Below are 16,796 nucleotides of genomic sequence, written 5' to 3' on the forward strand. Positions count from 1 at the left end.
CGGTTCCACCGTGCCCCGCCGACCCTGCACGGGTTCCGCGGAGACCGGGTCCGCCAGTCCTGACCCGCTACCACCTGGCCCGCCTGACCCACCTGGACCGTGCCACCGGCCGCGTCATACGCCGCTACGAACGCAACCGGCCCGGCGAACTCGTACACGTCGACATCAAAAGCTCGGCAACGTCCCCGACGGCGGCGGACACAAAGCCCTCGGGCGCCAGGCGGGCCGCAAGACCCGCTCCGGCGCCGGCTACAGCTACCTCCACAACGCCGTCGACGACCACTCCCGCCTCACCTACAGCGAGATCCTCGCCGACGAGAAGAAAGAGACCGCCGTCGCCTTCTGGCAGCGGGCCCACGCCTTCTTCACCCAGGCCGGGATCACCGTCGAACGCGTCCTGACCGACAACGGCTCCTGCTACAAGAGTCACCTGTGGCGCAACTCCCTCACCGCTCAGGGCATTTCACACAAGCGGACTCACCCCTACCGGCCCCAGACCAACGGGAAGGTCGAGAGGTCCAATCGCACCCTCCTGGACGAATGGGCCTACGCGCGGCCCTACCGGACCGAGGCCGACAGACGTGCCGCCCACCCGGCCTGGCTGCACACCTATCAATCACCACCGCGGACACACCGCGCTCAAGGGTCAACCACCCGCCATCCGCGTCCCCAACCTCAAGGGTCAGTACACCAGGCGTCGCCGGCCCAGCACCGTGTAGCTGCCCGCGATCGCGGGCAGCGCCCACAGCAGGACCGTCGAGGCGGCTTCCCATTTCTCTGCGGAAGGAGCCGCGCGGCGTTCGTCAAGATGGCGCCTTCCCTGCATCACTGTGGGTGATCTCCGTGTTGCGCAAGCCTGGTAGTGATCTTCGGTGGCATCCCGGTGGCATGCTCGCTCCGGCAGGCCGAGGGGCCGGCGGTGTGCGGGAGGCTGTTGTGATCTGGGAGCAGGGCGGCCGTGCCCGGGTACGGGGCATGGGCCGAAGCGGCCGGGGCGGTGCCTTGAGTGCACCGGTGGCCGTGGGCACCCTCGGTGCCCTTGTCCTTGGAGGGTGTGCGGGGGGTGGCGGGTCCTCGCATCCGTCGCCGTCGGCGAGTGTCGTGGGCAAGGCCACGCTGTTCCCCTCCGATTCCGGGGGCGGTGGCGGCCAGGGTGGCGGTTCCGGGATCGGGTTCCCGACCGTGAAGGTGGGTGAGTCCGCGGACACGGCCGTCGAAATGAAGAACAACGAGCAACGTGCCTGGGAGCACGACAAGCCGACGGTCGCCGGGGATGGTGCGGACGAAGGGGACGGTGTCCAGGGGGCCAAGGCCGACGGAACCGGTACTGCGGCGGAGGCCACCGGCGACGGACACAACGTGTACCTGATCGTCGAGGACCACTGCGGGAACGATCCGATCCCGCCGGGGCAGTCCTGCACCTTCAAGATCCGCTTCATCCGGGGGTCGACCGACGCGCCTCCGGCCGTACTGCTGGAGATCGACTCACCGACGTGGCCGATCCGGGCGGTGGTGACCGCCGCCAGTGAGCCGGGGGTCACCCCCAACACCGTCCCGTCGGGCCTTGAGACATCGGGCCCGGCTGTTTCCCCGGGGACCACAGGGCCGTCTCCCACAGGGAGTCCGACCGGTCCCGGCGAGTCCCCTGTAGAGACATCGGGCCCGGCTGTTTCCCCGGGGACCACAGGGCCGACGGGTCCCGGCAAGTCCCCTGTGCCCCAGCCGCCGAGCGAGCCGCCGCAGAACACCGCTTCTGCCACTCCCGGAACTGAGCGCGGCGGCGGCGTAACGCCGCCTCCACAGCCGGCGACGCCTGGCGCCCCTGCGACCTGACGGCCCGTAAGCTGCCCGGCGTACCGGGGGCGCGGGTGAGGTCAGGATGCTCCTGTTCCCCAGTACTCGCCGCGTACCTGCACCCGGATCGACGCGTCGTCCATGAGGATCATGGTGACATCTCCCCACTGCGGGTCCCGGTCGCCAGGGATGAGGTAGTAGTGCGTCTTGGAGTGGGCCAGTACCCGGTAGCCCTCACAGCGGTAGCGGAACGGCTGGTGTTGCCTCCCTTCGTCCACGCAGCGGATCGCCGCGCTGGCCGGCTCGACCGGCTCCCGCGCGTGAACCAGGACCGCCGGCAGGTCGCTGAAGTGGCGCTGCGCCTCGGCGGCGGCCGACGACTCCCCCACACCCCGGGCGTAGCGGGCCACGTCGAAGAACAGGACCATGGCGAGAACGGCGACCATGAAGCCCTCGGCCAGGCGCCACGGCCCTTCTTCCTGGCCGCCGGACCGGTGGTAGAGGCGGAGCGCCAGCATCATCAGTACCGCCCCGATGGCCACAAAGAGTGTGGGTACGAGGTCTCTCGGCCATCCGGACCTCAGCCGGCTCAGCACCAGATCCGACCACCACGGCGGTTCGAGGAACACCGGGAAACCGAGGAGCAGCAGAGCCACGCCCACGGCCGCGGCCGACCGGCAGACAAGGGTCCGCAGTTGTGTGTGGCGGGGACGGGCCAGTTCGCGCTCGGCCCACCGGAAGGCGAAGAAGACGAGGACTCCGAGGGTCAGCAGGACCCAGACCGGGAGGAAGAGCGCCTGGGGGCTGCCGAGCAGGTAGTCCTGGATCGAGTAGTCCAGTTGGTTCACCCGGATGCCGAAGTAGGTGAAGTAGGCGTTCCAGTAGGTGGCTCCGAAGTAGTACAAGAGGCCCAGAACAGCGGTTCCGGGCGTCACCACATAGGCGGCCTTCTCCACGAAGGACTTGCTCTTCGGCTTCTCCTCGGTCACCTGCTGCCGTCCCATCACTCTTCAGATGAAACAGGAATTATCCGGTTATTCGATCTCCATCCGGTGATCCGAACATAACCCGCATCGTCACCGAACGCAGATCGGGAACCGTTCTGAAGCCAGGCGTGCCCTGTTACGTGGAAGTTGGGGCTTTGCGTAGCCGGCATCTGCTTGAGGATTTCGCGGGGCGGCGGTTGGTGGACCCGCTCGGGTCGAGAAACCGGCAGTAAGCGTCCCGGTCTCGCGCGGAGGATGAGACACGGCGGGCGCGAAGGAACTGGGACATCGAGGTCTCCCGCAGCAGTCCGATCGCCCTACCGGCGCTCAGATGGCGAAGCGACTGCCGATCGACCGGACGGCGCCGGCGTGGGAGAGGTACTCCCCGATGCTGTGGACCCGGTCCCGGGCGTTGACGGCGGCGAGGTCGGTCGGGTTGTCCGCCCAGTCGTCGGCCAGCGGGCATCCGACGACCACCGCGTCGGTCGGGCACCATGCGTTGAGCCAGTCCGCCACCTTCTCCGGGCTTATGGGCCCCCCGGACAGCAGCCGACGGTACACGCTGTCCATGCCGAGAGGACTGCCCGCCGTGATCAGGTGGACGACCTCCACACCGGGAGGCAGCCGCGTGAGGAGGTCCATGCCGACGCCGTGCCCAGGCTGTGGCTGACGAGGACCGTCTCGCCCGCGTCCGGCACGGTCTCGAGCACGCGCAGCCCAGGGCCTCCTCACGGATCCGCTGGTCGTCGCGGTACGCCGTCACGTCGCGGAAGACGAGGGTCATGGTCCACGCGTCGAGATCGCTCCTGGCGGCCAGCCAGCCCAGACACCGCCACACGGCGCCCACCGCGGGGTCCAGGCTCAGTCCCTCGGCGGTCTGCTGCGTCTCGGACGGCAGGTACCACTTGGCGGCCGCCTCGCCGATGATCTCCTCGTACACCGCGCGAGTGGTGGGAGAGTCGGGTACGACGGCCCGTCGGCACCTCGGTGGCTCGCCGCACCACTTGGTGTTGAGCGCGTCCGCGCCGAAGTCGCGCATCAGCAGGTCCGGGACGCAAGGCGCGGTCTTGTCCGCGATCGTGGTGCGCTTCTTGCGCCGCAGGTGCCGGCCGACGATGTGGTTGACGCGAGTCAGCCGGACCACACGCTTGCGGTTGATCTTCCGCCCGCGCGATCGGAGTTCGGCATGCACGGGGGGCACCGTAGGCGCCGTGGTGTTCGGCGTGGATGGCGCGGATCTCCACGACCGCCCGCTCTTCGGCCGCCTGGTGCTCGGCGCTGGCCGGGGCAGTCGCCCGGTACCGGTAGAAGCCGGAGCGGGACACACCAAGGACCCGGAACAGCCGCTGGACGCCGAAGTCGGAGCAGTTGTCGGAGAGGAAGGCCCAGCAATGGAAGAAGTCCGCGGCAAGGATCCCCTGAGCCTGCGCCGTGAGGAAGCCGCGCCAAGTGGAGCCGGAGCGACGCGGGGCCGGGTCGATGCCTGCTGCGTGCAGCATCTCCCAGACCGTGGAGGTCGCGAGGGGGTGCCCGAGCCGGGCCGGTTCGCCCTGGATACGGCGGTGGCCCCAGCGGGGGACTTTCATCAGCCAGGCGCAGCACGAGACTCTTGAGCGCGGCCGCCGTCGGCGGCCGTCCGATGCGGGAGCTGCGGGAGCTGCGGGCAAAGTAGTCCCACTTCCTGGCGATCAGTTTGCGGTGCCAGGCCAGCAAGTACCGGGAGTAGCGGAAAAGACGGCAGCCCAGCGGCCACGCGGTAGCAGCGAGGTCAGGGCGGCGAGCCAGAATCGGTCGGCCGGCTCATAGCGCACCCTGCACCTCACATGCCTGCGCAGGATGGCGTCCTCGTGCCGCAGCACCAGCAGTTCGGCGTCCTTGGCGGTGTCCCGGCGCAGTAGAACCGCGGGGACGGACAACAGCGCACGGGCGGTGCGATAGAGCAGGGACACGATCATCACGGCAGCAATACAAGTCCCCACCGACGAGCCGGGAGGCGGGCGCTGACCAGCAGCGATGACTTTACGAGCCCCACACGTTCAGGATCGTGCTCGCCGACGCCCAACGGCTGCTGCATCACGGTCATGACGCCTTGTCGCAAGGGGCCGACCTCGATCATCGCCCGGCAGTCCGGCGGATCAGTCGACAGCGGCCAGCGCTGCGCGGGCCGCGGCGAGGATCTCCTCCGAGATGGGCGTGCCCTGGGTGGCCCTCGACAGGATCAGCGCCCCGACCATCAGGCTCAGCCTGCTCAGGCCGTCGTTCTCGTCGGTGGCAAGGTGCTGCGCGAACTCGGCCGCCCCCTTGCTGAACCTGTCCCTGGCAGCGGGACCGCCTTGCCCCCTCGCAATGTCGACGGCGAGCGCGGCCACCGGGCAGCCCTCTGCGGTGTCATCGCGGTGCTCGGCGGACAGATAGGCGTCGATCAGCTCGTGTGGTGACGCATCCAACGGGACGTGGTGGCGGTCCGTGCCATGAACGACCGCGTCGAATGCCTGGGCGGTGGCCTCGTCGAAGAGCGCCTCCTTGGACGCGAACTGCTTGTAGAACGCGCCGTGCGTAAGTCCGGAGGCCTTCATCAGGTCGGCGACGCTGACCTGGGCGCCCTGCTCCCGGAAGAGCCGCGCTGCGGTTTCCACCACACGCTGCCGGTTCTCCCGCGCCTGCGCCTGTGACACGCGGCCCATGCCCACCTCCCACTTAGATGCGATTTGACATCTATCGTACGCGCCCATATAGATTTGGTTCGTAATCTAATTGCGGGGCGGGTCTTCCGGCCCCGCGGCGAAAGGGAACGATCATGGAACTCAAGGGTGCGACCGCCGTGGTGACGGGCGCCAACCGCGGACTGGGGCGCCACCTCGCCGAGCAGCTGGTCCGGCGCGGGGCGAAGGTGTATGCGGCGGCACGCCGGCCGGAGAGTGTGGACCTGGAGGGCGTCACGCCGCTCCGCCTCGACGTGACGGACGAGGCATCGGTCCGCGAGGCGGCCCGTATAGCCTCCGACGCGACGCTGCTGATCAACAACGCCGGGATCGCCCTCTACAACCCCCTGATCGCGGGCGACATGGACACGGTGCACGCCGAGATGAACACCAACTTCTTCGGACCGCTCGCCGTGACACGCGCCTTCGCCCCGGTCATCGAGAAGAACGGCGGCGGTGCCGTCCTGAACATCCTCTCCGTGATCTCCTGGTGGCACCCGGCCCAGGCCGGCTCCTACGCGGCGTCCAAGGCAGCCGCCTGGGCGATGAGCGGTGCCGTCCGCGAAGAGCTCGCGCCGCGCGGCATCACTGTCTCCGCGCTGCACGTCGCCCTCATGGACACCGACATGACGGCGAACGTGCCCACCGAGGACAAGGCCGACCCTGCCGAGGTCGCGGCTCAGGCGCTGGACGGCATCGAGGCCGGCCTGCCCGAGATCCTCGCCGACGACACCACCCGGCAGGTCAAGCGCGGTCTGGCCAAGGCCCCGGCGGTCGGCTGACCCCGGTCTGCCGGCAGAGCCCCCGCCGCCCGCATCTACACAAGGCCGCTGCGTCCAGGCCGAGGCCTGGGACGACCTGGGCAGTTATCTGGCCGCAAAGGCACGCGCGCTGGAGGCGGGCGGCGCCGACTTCCTCGCCATCGGCAGCAACACGGGGCACGTGGTGGCCTCGGCCATCGAGGCGAGCACCACGCTGCCGCTGCTGCACATCGCGGATGTGGTCGCCGGCGCCGCAGGCCGTCTCGGTGCGCAACGGCTCGGGCTGCTGGGTACCCGTCCGGTGATGGAGGGCCGCTACTACCACGACCGGCTCGGCAGCCACGGGTTCGAAGTCATCGCCCCCGAGGTGGCGGACCGGGAGTTCGTCCACCGGCTGATCTTTGAGGAACTGACCCGAGGGCAGTCCACGCAGGCGTCCCGTACGGCGTTCACGGACATCATCGGGAAGCTCGACGCGGCGGGTGCCGAGGCCGTTGTCCTCGGGTGCACGGAGTTCGGCCTGCTCGTCAAGCAGTCGGATGTTCCCGAAACACCGTTGCTCGACACCACGGGCCTTTACATCGAGGCCATCGTCAAGGAAGCACTCGCCGCATGAACTGAGCCGTCGCCGCTGACCGACCCGAGCCGGAGACAATCACGCCCGGCCGGCCAGCGGCTGGAACGGCATCAGCCGGTCATGCGTAAACCGGTGAACCTTCAGCGGGAGGCCTGGGCCAGCTGCGGGTAGAGCGCCGCGACGCCCGCGGCCAGCCCGGACTGGCACCTGGCGGCTGACGCCGTCCGCGACGATACCCAGTTCTACTGGGACACTGGCCGACTCAGGCCGTGGGTACGCCGACCGCATCCCACGCCTGGAGTACCGCATCGCGCTCCTGCGGCCCGTAGGCGTCGGCGGCGTCCGCGGTCAGCCGTGCGAAGGACGTGAAGTCGGCGTCGCTGGCGAGCATGCCACTGGTGAGCACGTCGTACCAGATACGGCCGGCACCATCCCAGGCGTGGGCGCCAAGCTGGGTGGCGGCGAGGTAGAAAGCGCGGTTGGGGATGCCCGAGTTGATGTGCACGCCGCCATTGTCGGCGAAGGTCTGCACAAAGTCGCTCATGTGGGCAGGCTGCGGATCCTTGCCGAGCTCATCGTCGTCGTACGCGGTGCCGGGCGCCTTCATCGAGCGCAGCGCGACGCCCTGTACTCCGGGGCGCAGCAGTTCCTCTCCGATCAGCCAGTTTGCTTCCTCGGTTGTCTCGCCCTTGGCGTACTGCTCGACCAGGGACCCGAATACGTCGGACAGGTGCTCGTTCAGGGCTCCGGACTGGCCCATGTACGCCAGGTTGGCGGTGTATTGGGTGACGCCGTGGGTGAGCTCGTGGCCGATGACGTCGGGGGACTGAGTGAAGTCACCGAAGATGTGCCCGTCCCCGTCGCCGAAGACCATCTGCTCGCCGTCCCAGAAGGCATTGTCGTAGTCCCAGCGGTAGTGAATGCTGGCGTCCAGCGGGAGGCCGGCCCCGTCGATGGACGAGCGGGACAGGATCTGCAGATAGAAGTCGAAGGTGGCTCCAAGGCCGTCGTAGGCGTGATTGACCGAGGTGTCCGGTACGTCGGCCTCGCCCTCTCCGCGTATGCGTCTGCCGGGCAACTCCTGCCGGTGCTCGACGTCGCAGACGGTGCGGTCGGAGTGGTCGGGGCCGCGCGTCGGCGCGGCGGCGGTCGGGCCGATCTCGGCCGTCAGCCTGCGTTGGACGCGTTCTGCCGCGTCGAGCGCAAGGGTGCGGCGGGCAGGCTCGTGCACGGCCGGGTCCTCAGCTCGGGCCAGCCGGTTGAGCAGATGCGGCGGCACGATCGCACACGGCGTCGTGGCCACAGACCTGAGCGAGGAGCGCCGGATGTCGTCGGTCATGGGATGTGCTCCGATCGGTGCGGTAGCGCACCTCATCCGCCTGACGCTCGCGCTTTTCGCGGGTGGTGGCACGCGTGCCGACATTGGACTGAAGTGGTTGACGAACAGCGTCATCGTCGTCTGATCCGAGACCCGTATGTCCACCTCGAGGCAGTCCCGTGAAAACAGTGCTGCTGGTCCCTCAGATGCTGCTGCGAGCCGTCGACGCCTGCGACGAACGTAAGGCACTGCCCCCGCGATACTGGGCACGGACATACTCAAGGAAGTCGACGGGACCAACTACCTGAAGAGCACGCACCTCCGCCTTGAGATGCCGCGGCGCGAGAACGTCTTCATGTCGAAGGTGGCCAATTGCTGTGCCGAGAATGGAGTTCTCTCCCTGGAGGAGAAGACGCTTCCGGTTTCAACAGGCGATCCATGCGCGCGCGTGCTATGGCATCAGTTTCCGCCCGTCACCAGAGGCCTGCAACTCAGCGTCCAGCAGCTCCGGCCGTGGCCCGTCACTACAGCCAGGTCTCACCGAGGGGGCGGCATTGGCCTCGGCGCCAGCACCGAGGCCAATGCCCCCAAAGTCAGGGCAAGTTGGCGCAACTCGGCGTGGGTTTCCGGACGAGGCTCCACGGCGTGAGACGGTTTCCGGTCGCGCGATCAGGCCGGATTGGGCATCTTGCCGACATGCCCGAGATATGGATGCCGCAGGCCATCAAGACGGTGCGGGTGCCGATTATTACGTCCGGGCACGTCAAGCGGCGTGTGCGTACTCGTGGAGGACCCCGCCGAGTCGGTCACGTCGATGGACGTCCAGCCGGTGGAGTCGGTCGGGTTCGGTGATCGGCTCGGGGGCTGGCCGCAGGGGTGCTGCGCTGTGCAGGGTGCGGTGGGGCCGATGCTGATTGTAGAAGGCTTCGAACTCGCCGAGTGCGTGGAGCAGGTGGGCCTGGTTCCAGATCGAGGTCCGGTCGAGGAGCTCGTGCCTGCAGGTCTGCACCCAGCGTTCCGTGATCGAGTTCATGCGGGGAACACGGATGCCTGTGGTGATGATCTCGATGTCCTCGGCCTCGAAGACGGCGTCGAACGCACGGGTGAACTTGCTGTCACGGTCCCTGATCAGGTGCGTTACGGTGGCGCCGGCGTCCTGGAGGTCCATCACGACGTTTCTCGCGGCCTGGGTGGCCCAGTCCACGGTGGGGTGTGCGGTGGCGCCGAGGATGCAGATGCGGCAGTTGGCGTGCTCGATGACGGAGAAGACATACAGCGTTACGCCGTTCACGGTGATGGCGGTGAAGAAGTCGCAGGCCGGGATCGCGTGGGCCTGGGCGCGCAGGAACGCGGCCCAGGTCTGGCGGTCACGTTCGGGAGCAGGCTCGATGCCGTGCTGCCTTCAGAATCTCCCACACCGTGGAAGGTGCAACCTTGATACCGAGGGCAGCGAGTTCCCCGTGGATCCTTCTGTAGCCCATCCTGTGGGGCTCGAAAAGTCGTCGTTGCAGGTCACGTGGCGTATCGATACTCGTTGATGATGCCGCCGAGGACCCTGGTGCGGAGCAGGCTTCGGTCGTCGAGGTCGTGCACGATTGCGGGCTGCTCGGTCGCGCTGGGCGGTAGCTGTTGCCGGGATCGGTGCGGCCGGTGTCCGTTGTAGGGGTCCCGGTAGGCAGAGGGAGCACGAAGAGCTCGTTGGAGCCCGCCACCTGCTGGGTGGTGGCGCAGACCCGCGCGACCTCCTCGGCGGCGACGACGGCGACGAGGCGGTCGGCCCCTTCACCGCCGTACTCGGCAGGGATCGTGAGGGTGTGGAGGCGAGCGGCGACGAGTGCCTTCAGGGACTGCTCCGGGAACGCACTCCGGTCGTCGACCTCAGCGGCGTGCGGTGCGATCCGATCCTCGGCGACCTCACGGACGACGGCGCGCAGCTCGAGGTAGTCGGCGTCGAGGCCGAAGGTGGGCCGGCTCATCGGACGTCTCCGAGGCCGAGCACGCGCAGCGCGTTCTCCTTGAGCAGCAGCGGCTTGACCGCGTCCTTGATCTCCAGCGCGGCGAGGTCGCCGAACCAGCGGTCCGGCGTGATGACCGGGAAGTCGGACCCGAACAGCACCTTGTGGCGCAGCGGCCCGTTGAGCTGCCTGACCAGCTGCTGCGGGAAGTACTTCGGTGACCAGCCGGACAGGTCGATGTAGACGTTCGCCTTGTGGGTGGCGATCGAGATCTGGGTGTCGACCCATGGCACGGCGGGGTGCGCCATCACGATCGTCAGCTCCGGGTGATCGGCTGCGACGTCGTCGAGGAGCGCCGGGTCGCAGTAGCGCAGCTTGATCCCACGACCGCCCGGCAGGCCTGCTCCGATGCCGGTCTGTCCGGTGTGGAAGAGCGCGACCACGCCGAGTTCCTCGAGCGTCGACCACAGGCCGGAGAAGGCGGGATCGTCGGGAGCGAACGCCTGGAGGCCGGGGTGGAACTTGAAACCCTTGACGCCGTAGTCCTCGACGAGGCGGCGTGCCTGCGCAATCGCGTCCGCGCCGCGGTGCGGGTCGACCGACCCGAAGGGGATGAGCACGTCGGCGTGTGCGGCGGCCTGCTCGGCGATCTCCTCGCTCGAGAGCGGCGGGTGACCGAGGCCGGTGCCGGCGTCGATCGTGAAGATCACCGCCGCCATGTTCCGCTCACGGTAGTAGGCGGCGAGGTCGTCGACGGTCGGCGTCCGGGGGTGATCGCCACGGAAGTACGCCGCGGAGGCATCCATCAGCTCCTGATCGAGGGAGAGGTGCCCATGATGGTCGGCTTCGACGTGGGTATGGAAGTCGAGCGCTGTGATGGCATCGGTGTCGATGCGGGAGGTGTAGACGGTCATGTCATCCTTCTCGGTGGTTCAGGGCAGCGCGGTGTGCCGGCGCTTGGACTCGAGGAGTGCGATCAGCAGTTCGTCGCGGTCGGTGACGAGATCGCGCTGGTCGATGCCGGCGAGCTCGTCGTCGACGCCGGCGACCAGCAGGTCGACGAGCGCCGGGCTGAGCCGCGCGGGCCGCAGGTCCTTCATCCACTCCTCGGCGGGCGGGCCGAGGTGCTCCAGCGTGTGGGTCATGCCGCCGACGCCCCCGGAGAGGTGCTGGTTGACCAGCGGTCCGAGGAGTGCCCAGCGCAGCCCTGGCCCTTGGGAAATGGCGGCGTCGATGTCGGCGACCGAGGCGACGCCGCGCTCGACGAGCGAATATGCCTCCTGCCACAGCGCTACCTGCAAACGGTTGGTCACGTGCCCGGGCAGCTCCTGGCGTACGTGAATGGGCCGCTTGCCGACGCTCGCGTAGAACCGCATCGCGGTGGTGACGGCGGCCTCGCTCGTGAGGGCGCCGGGCACCACCTCCACCAGCGGGATCAGATGGGCGGGGTTGAAGGGGTGCCCCACCAGCACCCGCTCCGGGTGCCGGGAGCACATCGCCTGCAGCTGCGAGGGCATCAGCCCCGAGGAGCTGCTGGCGACCACCGTGTCGGCGGGCGCGGCTTCGTCGATGGCGGCGAAGAGCTCCCGCTTGAGGGCGATCTGCTCGGGACCGCTCTCCTGCACGAACGCGGCCGGCCCGACCGCAGTGGCGACGTCGGCGACGAAGCTCAGCCGGTCGGGTGACGCCCCGGCGGCGAGGCCGAGCCGGGTCAGGGCCAGCCAGGCGTCGGCCACCGCGGCGCGCAGCCTGTCCTCGGCCCCGGCGGCGGGGTCGTGGGCGATGACATCGTGGCCGGCCGCGAGGAAGAGCGCGGCCCAGCTCGCGCCGATGACGCCGGTGCCGACGACCGCGACCGGTCCGGTGGCGGGTGTCGTCATCGCTCGCTCTCCGCGTGGGTGCGGGCGTACTCGGCGTACGCGTCGAGGGCCGAGGGGTCGACAAGGGCTCCGGGCGAAGCGGCTTCCTCGGGGGCCGTGCCGCGCAGGATCTTCTTGACCGGGACCTCGAGCTTCTTACCGGTGCGGCTGTAGGGGACGGCGGGGACCGGGACGATCGTGTCCGGCACGTGGCGCGGCGACAGCGCGGTGCGGATAGCCTTGACCAGCCTGGCCTTCAGCGCATCGTCGAGGGGCGCCCCATCGGCCGGTACGACGAAGAGGATCAGCTCGCCCATGCCACCGTGCGGGTCCTCCAGGTGGACGATGACGCTGTCGCTCACCTCTGGCACGTCCTGCAGGACCCGGTAGAACTCGGCGGTGCCGAGCCGGACGCCGCCCCGGTTCAGCGTCGCGTCCGATCGGCCGGTGATGATGCAGGAGCCGACGCTGGAGAAGCGGCACCAGTCGCCGAAGCGGAAGACGCCGTCGTACTCCTCGAAGTAGGCAGCACTCAGGCGGCTGCCCCCCTCGTCGCCCCAGAAGCCGATCGGCATCGACGGCATCGGCGAGGTGATGACGAGCTCGCCGAGCTCCCCGACGACGACGTTCCCGTCCCGATCGAAGGCCTTGATGTCGACCCCGAGCGTGGGACCCGACATCTCACCGACGTAGACCGGCGTGAGCGGAGAGGCCTGGACGGTGCCGGTGCACACGTCGGTGCCGCCGCTGCCGACGTTGAGCACGATCCGGTTACCGAACTGCTCGTCGACCCAGCGGAACCCCTCGGCGGGGAACGGGCTGCCGACGACGCCGAGCTGGCGCAGCCGACTGAGGTCGAACTCCTCCGCCGGGCGGATGCCCTCCTTGCGGCACGACATGAGGTAACCCGGGCTGGCGCCCATCAGCGTGGCGCCGGTCTCCTCGGCGAGGCGCCACTGGTAGCGCAGGTCGGGGTGGAGCGGGTTGCCGTCGATCATCACCATGCCGGCCCGCACGAGCAGGGCCGAGACCATGCTGTTCCACATCATCCAGGCCGTGGTGGTGAACCACAGCAGCCTGTCCCCGGGGCCGAGGTCCCAGTGGAAGGTGTGGGCCTTCAGGTGCTCGAGGAGGATGCCGCCGTGGCGGTGGACGATCGCCTTGGGCTGTCCGGTGGTTCCGGACGAGTAGAGGATGTAGAGGGGGTGGTCGAACGGCACCGGCTCGAACGTCAGCGGCGCGTCGGTCTCGGCGAGCAGATCGGTCCACGACACGGTGTCGTCGAGTGCGAGCGGACCGTAGGGCACGTGGACGACGTGCTCGGCCGTCGTGAGCGCGGCGCGGATCTCGGCGACGTCGGCGCGCTTGTCGATCTGCTTCTCGCCGTAGGTGTAGCCGGCCACGGCGAGCAGCACCCTCGGCTCGATCTGCGCGAAGCGGTCGATCACACTGCGGGCACCGAACTCGGGGGCGCAGCTGGACCAGATCGCACCGAGACTGGCGGTGGCGAGGAAGGCGACGAGGGTCTCGGGACAGTTGGGCAGGTGCGCCGCGACCCGGTCGCCACGGCGGACACCTAGGCGCACGAGACCCGCGCGGACGCGACGGACCTGGTCGGCAAGCTCGGCGAAGGTTACCTCGATGGGCTCACGGGTCTGCGAGACCGCCACGACCGCGACGGTGTCGGCGTCCTCGGGCACGCCGAAGCAGTGCTCGGCGTAGTTGAGGGTCGCGCCGGGGAACCACTGGGCACCGGGCATGGTGCGGACCGGCAGCACCGCCTCGTACGGCGCGTGGGCCTTGACGTTGAAGTACTGCCAGATGCTCTCCCAGAAGTCCTCCAGCTGCGTCACCGACCACTGCTGCAGCTCGTCCCAGGTGGCAAGCTCCAGGCCCTTCTCCTCACGCAGCCAGCGCAGGTAGTCCTGCACCCGCGCACGGGCGACGTTGTCGGGGTGCGGCTCGTGGAGCAGCTCGGCTTCGGGCTTGACGGTGGTGGTCATCGGCGCGGCTCCTGGTCGCTCGGGGCGGCCGCGACCTTGGCCGCGCGGCCGGAGAGGAAGTCGGCCATGCGCTGCTTGGCCTCGGTGCTGCTCTGGGCGACGGCGGCCATCAGGGATTCGAGGACGTATCCGGTCTCGGGATCGGCCTCGGCGATGCGCGGAAGCGCCTGGAGGACGGCGAAGTTGGTCACCGGGGAGTTGCCGGCAATGCGTCCGGCCAGTTCGAGGGCCTTGTCGAGGCCCTCCCCCGCTGCGACCTGGTAGTCGGCGAGGCCGAGGGTCGTGCCCTCGGTGGCGGAGAGCACCCGTCCGGTCAGCATCATGTCGGTCATCCGCTGCACGCCGATCAGCCGCGAGACGCGCACCGAGGCGCCGCCGCCGACGAACAGCCCGCGCTGGCCCTCGGGCAGGGCGAAGAAGGCCGAGTCCTCGGCGACGCGGAGGTGGGCAACCGTGGCCAGCTCCAGACCGCCGCCGACGACGGCGCCCTTCAGTACGGCGATCACCGGGACCGGCGCCGACTGCACCTTGCCGAGTGCCTCGTGCCACATCCGGGAGTGGTGCACGCCCTCGACGGCGTCACGCTCGCTGAGCTCGCCCAGGTCCAGGCCGGCACAGAAGTGGTCACCCTCGGCGGCGAGGATCACCGCCTTGGCCGAGCTCGGCAGATCGGCGAAGAAGCGACCGATGGCGAGGATCGTCTCGTCGTCGAGAGCGTTGCGCTTATGCGTACGGGAGAGGGTGAGGATCGCGACCTCGTCGCGATCCTCCACGTGCAGGGAATCGGGAAACGCCCAGGGGGAAGTGTCCACGTCACACCTAAATCAACAGGAAACCTGACAGTCATCGACTGTGGAGTACAATCAGGTTTCCTGTCAATTGTTTGGGCGATAAGAAGTGGGAACGACATGCCCGGGAGACCTTCGAACGGCCCCTCGCTGCTCTACTTGGTCAAGAGGCTCGAACTTGCCATCCGGGCCCAGCTCGACGAGATGCTCCGCGACTCCGGCGTGACGACGCTTCAGTACACGGCGCTCACCGTCCTGGCCCACCGTGACGGGATCTCCGCGGCCCAGCTGGCCCGCGACTCCTTCGTCACACCCCAGTCGATGGCGGACATGCTCCGCCTCCTGGACAACTGCGGACTGATCCGCCGCGAGCCCAACCCACAGAGCAAGCGCGAGGTCCTGGTCCATATCTCCGACGCCGGGCGTGCGTTCCTGCGAGACTACGCCGCACCGGTGGCCGAGCTCGAGGACCGCGTGCTCGAAGGACTCACGCCCGCCGAGGCTGCCGCCTTCCGCTCGGCACTCCAGACCGGCTGGCAACGCCTGCTCTGACAGAGGCACCCCGAACCCTCGGGGGAAAAATCCCGACAACGCGACGGGCGACGGGCCAAGTTGGCCGGTATGACTCTTGCCGCCGAGGAAGAGGCGCACGACGCGACCTCTCTGCAATCGCACCTGCGCGCAGGCGGGATCGTGGCCAAGGTTCGAGAGACGAGCAGCTTCACCGCGCACTTCCGCAACGCCCAACGCGGCGGGATCATGCTCGGCCGCGTACGAGCCGACGAGCACGACTCCTACAACTGTCGTCGCAGCGCAAGTGGCTGCGGGTGCACAACACGCACGAGTGGCACGACTTCTACAGCAGGCACAACGTCGAAGACCTGCGCCGCTTCCTCGACCACGTCCTCAAGGGCGAGAACAACGCCCTTGGTGGGATGCTGGCGGCGTCTGCCGCCGAAGGAGGGGAAAGCAAGGCGTGAGTGTGGGAGACGACCTGGAGGACGAGGCGGTCGCGACGGATCTGCGGCCGCCTGCCGTGGACCCGGTACTGCAGGCCTTGCTGGCGAACCTGGACGAGGCGGCCCGATCTCCGCTGACCCCTGCCAACCTCGCGGCCAGACAGCGCCAAGACGCGACCTGCCGCCCCCGGCCGACAGTCGAGGAACTGCGTGTCGACGGCCGCTTCGAGGTGACGGAGCTGCGCACGCCGTCGGCCCGGAACGCGGGCGAGGTGGTGCTGGTCAGTGCCCGGCCCGCCGGAGCCGGCGGGCCGCTGCCGCTGCTTTACTACCTGCACGGCGGCGGCATGATCATGGGTAACGCCTGGTCCGTACTGCCCCGGTTGCTGCACGAGCTGGCACTCCCCCTGGGCCTCGCCGTCATCTCCGTCGAGTACCGGCTCGCCCCGCAAACCCCCTACCCCGGCCCGCTCGAGGACTGCTGGGCGGGCCTCGTCTGGGCCACCAGGCACGCCGTCGACCTGGGCCTGGACCCGAACCGTGTGATCATCGGCGGGAAGAGCGCCGGCGCCGGGCTGGCCGCAGCGCTCGCCCTGCTGACCCGCGACCGCGGCGGTCCGCAGCCGATCGGCCAGCTGCTGCTCAGCCCGATGCTGGACGACCGCAACAACACCTACTCCAGCCATCAGATGGCCGGCCACGACACCTGGGACCGCACCTCCAACGCCACCGCCTGGCAGGCGCTGCTCGGCGACCGCTACGGTGCCGACGACCTGCCGCCCTACGCGGCCCCCGCCCGTGCCACCGATCTCACCGGGCTGCCCTCCGCCTACCTCGAGGTCGGCGCGGCCGAAACCTTCCGCGACGAAGTCGTGGCCTACGCGGACATGATCTGGCAGGCCGGCGGCTCAGCCGAACTCCATGTCTGGCCCGGCGCCTGCCACGGCTTCGACACCCTCGCCCCGCACGCAGCCATCAGCCACGACGCCCGCAACGCCCGCACCCGCTGGCTCCGCCGCCTCCTCAGCCCCTGACCCCCAGCGCCGCAGGTGCCCGAAGGTTTAAGGTCTGGCCAGCGGGCGGCTCGCAACCGC

At 69.0% G+C, this 16,796-nt stretch carries 15 protein-coding genes and 5 pseudogenes; 7 read left to right on the plus strand and 13 right to left on the minus strand.

Features of this window, described 5'->3' with window-relative positions:
- Positions 1 to 56 precede the first annotated feature (56 nt).
- Positions 57 to 719 (plus strand): annotated as a pseudogene (locus OG972_RS43220) (IS481 family transposase); the annotation flags it as partial.
- Here the strand turns inward: OG972_RS43220 and OG972_RS43225 are convergent.
- The gene (locus OG972_RS43225; protein WP_266993062.1) at positions 683 to 826 is read right to left on the minus strand and encodes a hypothetical protein; all 144 of its coding nucleotides are present in this window, start codon (positions 824 to 826) and stop codon (positions 683 to 685) included. The pseudogene OG972_RS43220 and the gene OG972_RS43225 sit on opposite strands and share 37 nt — an antisense overlap.
- 275 nt (positions 827 to 1,101) lie before the next feature.
- Here OG972_RS43225 and OG972_RS43230 point away from each other — a divergent pair, with 275 nt between their 5' ends.
- A complete protein-coding gene (locus tag OG972_RS43230; RefSeq protein ID WP_266991875.1) occupies positions 1,102 to 1,833 on the plus strand; it encodes a hypothetical protein in 732 nt (243 codons plus the stop codon).
- A 41-nt stretch (positions 1,834 to 1,874) separates the two neighbouring features.
- Here the strand turns inward: OG972_RS43230 and OG972_RS43235 are convergent, their stop codons facing one another.
- The 5 genes and pseudogenes from OG972_RS43235 to OG972_RS43255 form a co-directional block, all read right to left on the minus strand.
- A complete protein-coding gene (locus OG972_RS43235; RefSeq protein WP_266991877.1) occupies positions 1,875 to 2,798 on the minus strand; it encodes a hypothetical protein in 924 nt (307 codons plus the stop codon).
- Between the two features lie 309 nt (positions 2,799 to 3,107).
- A complete protein-coding gene (locus tag OG972_RS43240; protein WP_266993064.1) occupies positions 3,108 to 3,422 on the minus strand; it encodes a hypothetical protein in 315 nt (104 codons plus the stop codon).
- A gap of 349 nt (positions 3,423 to 3,771) precedes the next feature.
- Positions 3,772 to 4,168, minus strand: a pseudogene (locus OG972_RS43245) (IS3 family transposase); the annotation flags it as partial.
- Positions 4,169 to 4,171: 3 nt separating this feature from the next.
- A pseudogene (locus OG972_RS43250) lies at positions 4,172 to 4,735 on the minus strand (integrase); the annotation flags it as partial.
- A 180-nt stretch (positions 4,736 to 4,915) separates the two neighbouring features.
- Complete coding sequence (locus OG972_RS43255) at positions 4,916 to 5,464, minus strand: TetR family transcriptional regulator (RefSeq protein WP_266991879.1); 549 nt, start codon at positions 5,462 to 5,464, stop codon at positions 4,916 to 4,918.
- 113 nt (positions 5,465 to 5,577) lie between these two features.
- Here OG972_RS43255 and OG972_RS43260 point away from each other — a divergent pair, with 113 nt between their 5' ends.
- A complete protein-coding gene (locus tag OG972_RS43260; RefSeq protein WP_266991881.1) occupies positions 5,578 to 6,264 on the plus strand; it encodes an SDR family oxidoreductase in 687 nt (228 codons plus the stop codon).
- A 7-nt stretch (positions 6,265 to 6,271) separates the two neighbouring features.
- A complete protein-coding gene (locus OG972_RS43265; RefSeq protein ID WP_266992976.1) occupies positions 6,272 to 6,859 on the plus strand; it encodes an aspartate/glutamate racemase family protein in 588 nt (195 codons plus the stop codon).
- 223 nt (positions 6,860 to 7,082) lie between these two features.
- Here OG972_RS43265 and OG972_RS43270 read toward each other — a convergent pair whose 3' ends face one another.
- The 7 genes and pseudogenes from OG972_RS43270 to OG972_RS43305 form a co-directional block, all read right to left on the minus strand.
- Positions 7,083 to 8,159: a M4 family metallopeptidase gene (locus OG972_RS43270; RefSeq protein WP_266991883.1), complete on the minus strand. Its 1,077-nt coding sequence runs from the start codon at positions 8,157 to 8,159 to the stop codon at positions 7,083 to 7,085.
- A 742-nt stretch (positions 8,160 to 8,901) separates the two neighbouring features.
- Positions 8,902 to 9,616, minus strand: a pseudogene (locus OG972_RS43275) (integrase core domain-containing protein); the annotation flags it as partial.
- A gap of 222 nt (positions 9,617 to 9,838) precedes the next feature.
- A pseudogene (locus OG972_RS43285) lies at positions 9,839 to 10,114 on the minus strand (acyl-CoA dehydrogenase family protein); the annotation flags it as partial.
- Positions 10,111 to 11,007, minus strand: coding sequence for a 4-hydroxyphenyl-beta-ketoacyl-CoA hydrolase (couO, locus tag OG972_RS43290; RefSeq protein ID WP_266991885.1), 897 nt, complete (start codon positions 11,005 to 11,007; stop codon positions 10,111 to 10,113). The gene couO and the pseudogene OG972_RS43285, both read right to left, overlap by 4 nt.
- 18 nt (positions 11,008 to 11,025) lie before the next feature.
- Entirely contained in the window at positions 11,026 to 11,973 is a 948-nt protein-coding gene (locus OG972_RS43295; protein WP_266991887.1) for a 3-hydroxyacyl-CoA dehydrogenase NAD-binding domain-containing protein, read from the minus strand.
- Positions 11,970 to 13,955: an acetoacetate--CoA ligase gene (locus tag OG972_RS43300; protein ID WP_266991889.1), complete on the minus strand. Its 1,986-nt coding sequence runs from the start codon at positions 13,953 to 13,955 to the stop codon at positions 11,970 to 11,972. Before OG972_RS43300 ends, OG972_RS43295 begins: the two co-directional genes overlap by 4 nt.
- Positions 13,952 to 14,767 carry a crotonase/enoyl-CoA hydratase family protein gene (locus OG972_RS43305; protein WP_266991891.1) on the minus strand — a complete coding sequence of 272 codons (816 nt, stop codon included), beginning with the start codon at positions 14,765 to 14,767 and terminating at the stop codon, positions 13,952 to 13,954. The genes OG972_RS43300 and OG972_RS43305 overlap by 4 nt, the downstream gene beginning before the upstream one ends.
- A 96-nt stretch (positions 14,768 to 14,863) precedes the next feature.
- On the opposite strand from OG972_RS43305, the gene OG972_RS43310 reads away from it, so the two are divergent.
- The 3 genes from OG972_RS43310 to OG972_RS43320 all read left to right on the plus strand — a co-directional run bounded on the left by OG972_RS43310 (position 14,864) and on the right by OG972_RS43320 (position 16,736).
- Positions 14,864 to 15,295 carry a MarR family winged helix-turn-helix transcriptional regulator gene (locus OG972_RS43310; protein ID WP_266991893.1) on the plus strand — a complete coding sequence of 144 codons (432 nt, stop codon included), beginning with the start codon at positions 14,864 to 14,866 and terminating at the stop codon, positions 15,293 to 15,295.
- Between the two features lie 275 nt (positions 15,296 to 15,570).
- A complete protein-coding gene (locus OG972_RS43315) occupies positions 15,571 to 15,723 on the plus strand; it encodes a hypothetical protein (RefSeq protein WP_266991895.1) in 153 nt (50 codons plus the stop codon).
- Positions 15,724 to 15,803: 80 nt separating this feature from the next.
- Positions 15,804 to 16,736, plus strand: coding sequence for an alpha/beta hydrolase (locus tag OG972_RS43320; protein ID WP_323135995.1), 933 nt, complete (start codon positions 15,804 to 15,806; stop codon positions 16,734 to 16,736).
- Positions 16,737 to 16,796: the final 60 nt, after the last annotated feature.

Source organism: Streptomyces sp. NBC_01669 (assembly GCF_026339735.1).
Taxonomy (GTDB): Bacteria; Actinomycetota; Actinomycetes; order Streptomycetales; family Streptomycetaceae; genus Streptomyces; species Streptomyces yanii.

Coding starts and splice junctions, on each gene's coding strand:
- OG972_RS43225 (WP_266993062.1), bottom strand. CDS start 826: ATGCAGGGAAGGCGCCATCTTGACGAACGCCGCGCGGCTCCTTCCGCA.
- OG972_RS43235 (WP_266991877.1), bottom strand. CDS start 2,798: ATGGGACGGCAGCAGGTGACCGAGGAGAAGCCGAAGAGCAAGTCCTTC.
- OG972_RS43240 (WP_266993064.1), bottom strand. CDS start 3,422: ATGGACCTCCTCACGCGGCTGCCTCCCGGTGTGGAGGTCGTCCACCTG.
- OG972_RS43255 (WP_266991879.1), bottom strand. CDS start 5,464: ATGGGCCGCGTGTCACAGGCGCAGGCGCGGGAGAACCGGCAGCGTGTG.
- OG972_RS43260 (WP_266991881.1), top strand. CDS start 5,578: ATGGAACTCAAGGGTGCGACCGCCGTGGTGACGGGCGCCAACCGCGGA.
- OG972_RS43270 (WP_266991883.1), bottom strand. CDS start 8,159: ATGACCGACGACATCCGGCGCTCCTCGCTCAGGTCTGTGGCCACGACG.
- couO (WP_266991885.1), bottom strand. CDS start 11,007: ATGACCGTCTACACCTCCCGCATCGACACCGATGCCATCACAGCGCTC.
- OG972_RS43295 (WP_266991887.1), bottom strand. CDS start 11,973: ATGACGACACCCGCCACCGGACCGGTCGCGGTCGTCGGCACCGGCGTC.
- OG972_RS43300 (WP_266991889.1), bottom strand. CDS start 13,955: ATGACCACCACCGTCAAGCCCGAAGCCGAGCTGCTCCACGAGCCGCAC.
- OG972_RS43310 (WP_266991893.1), top strand. CDS start 14,864: ATGCCCGGGAGACCTTCGAACGGCCCCTCGCTGCTCTACTTGGTCAAG.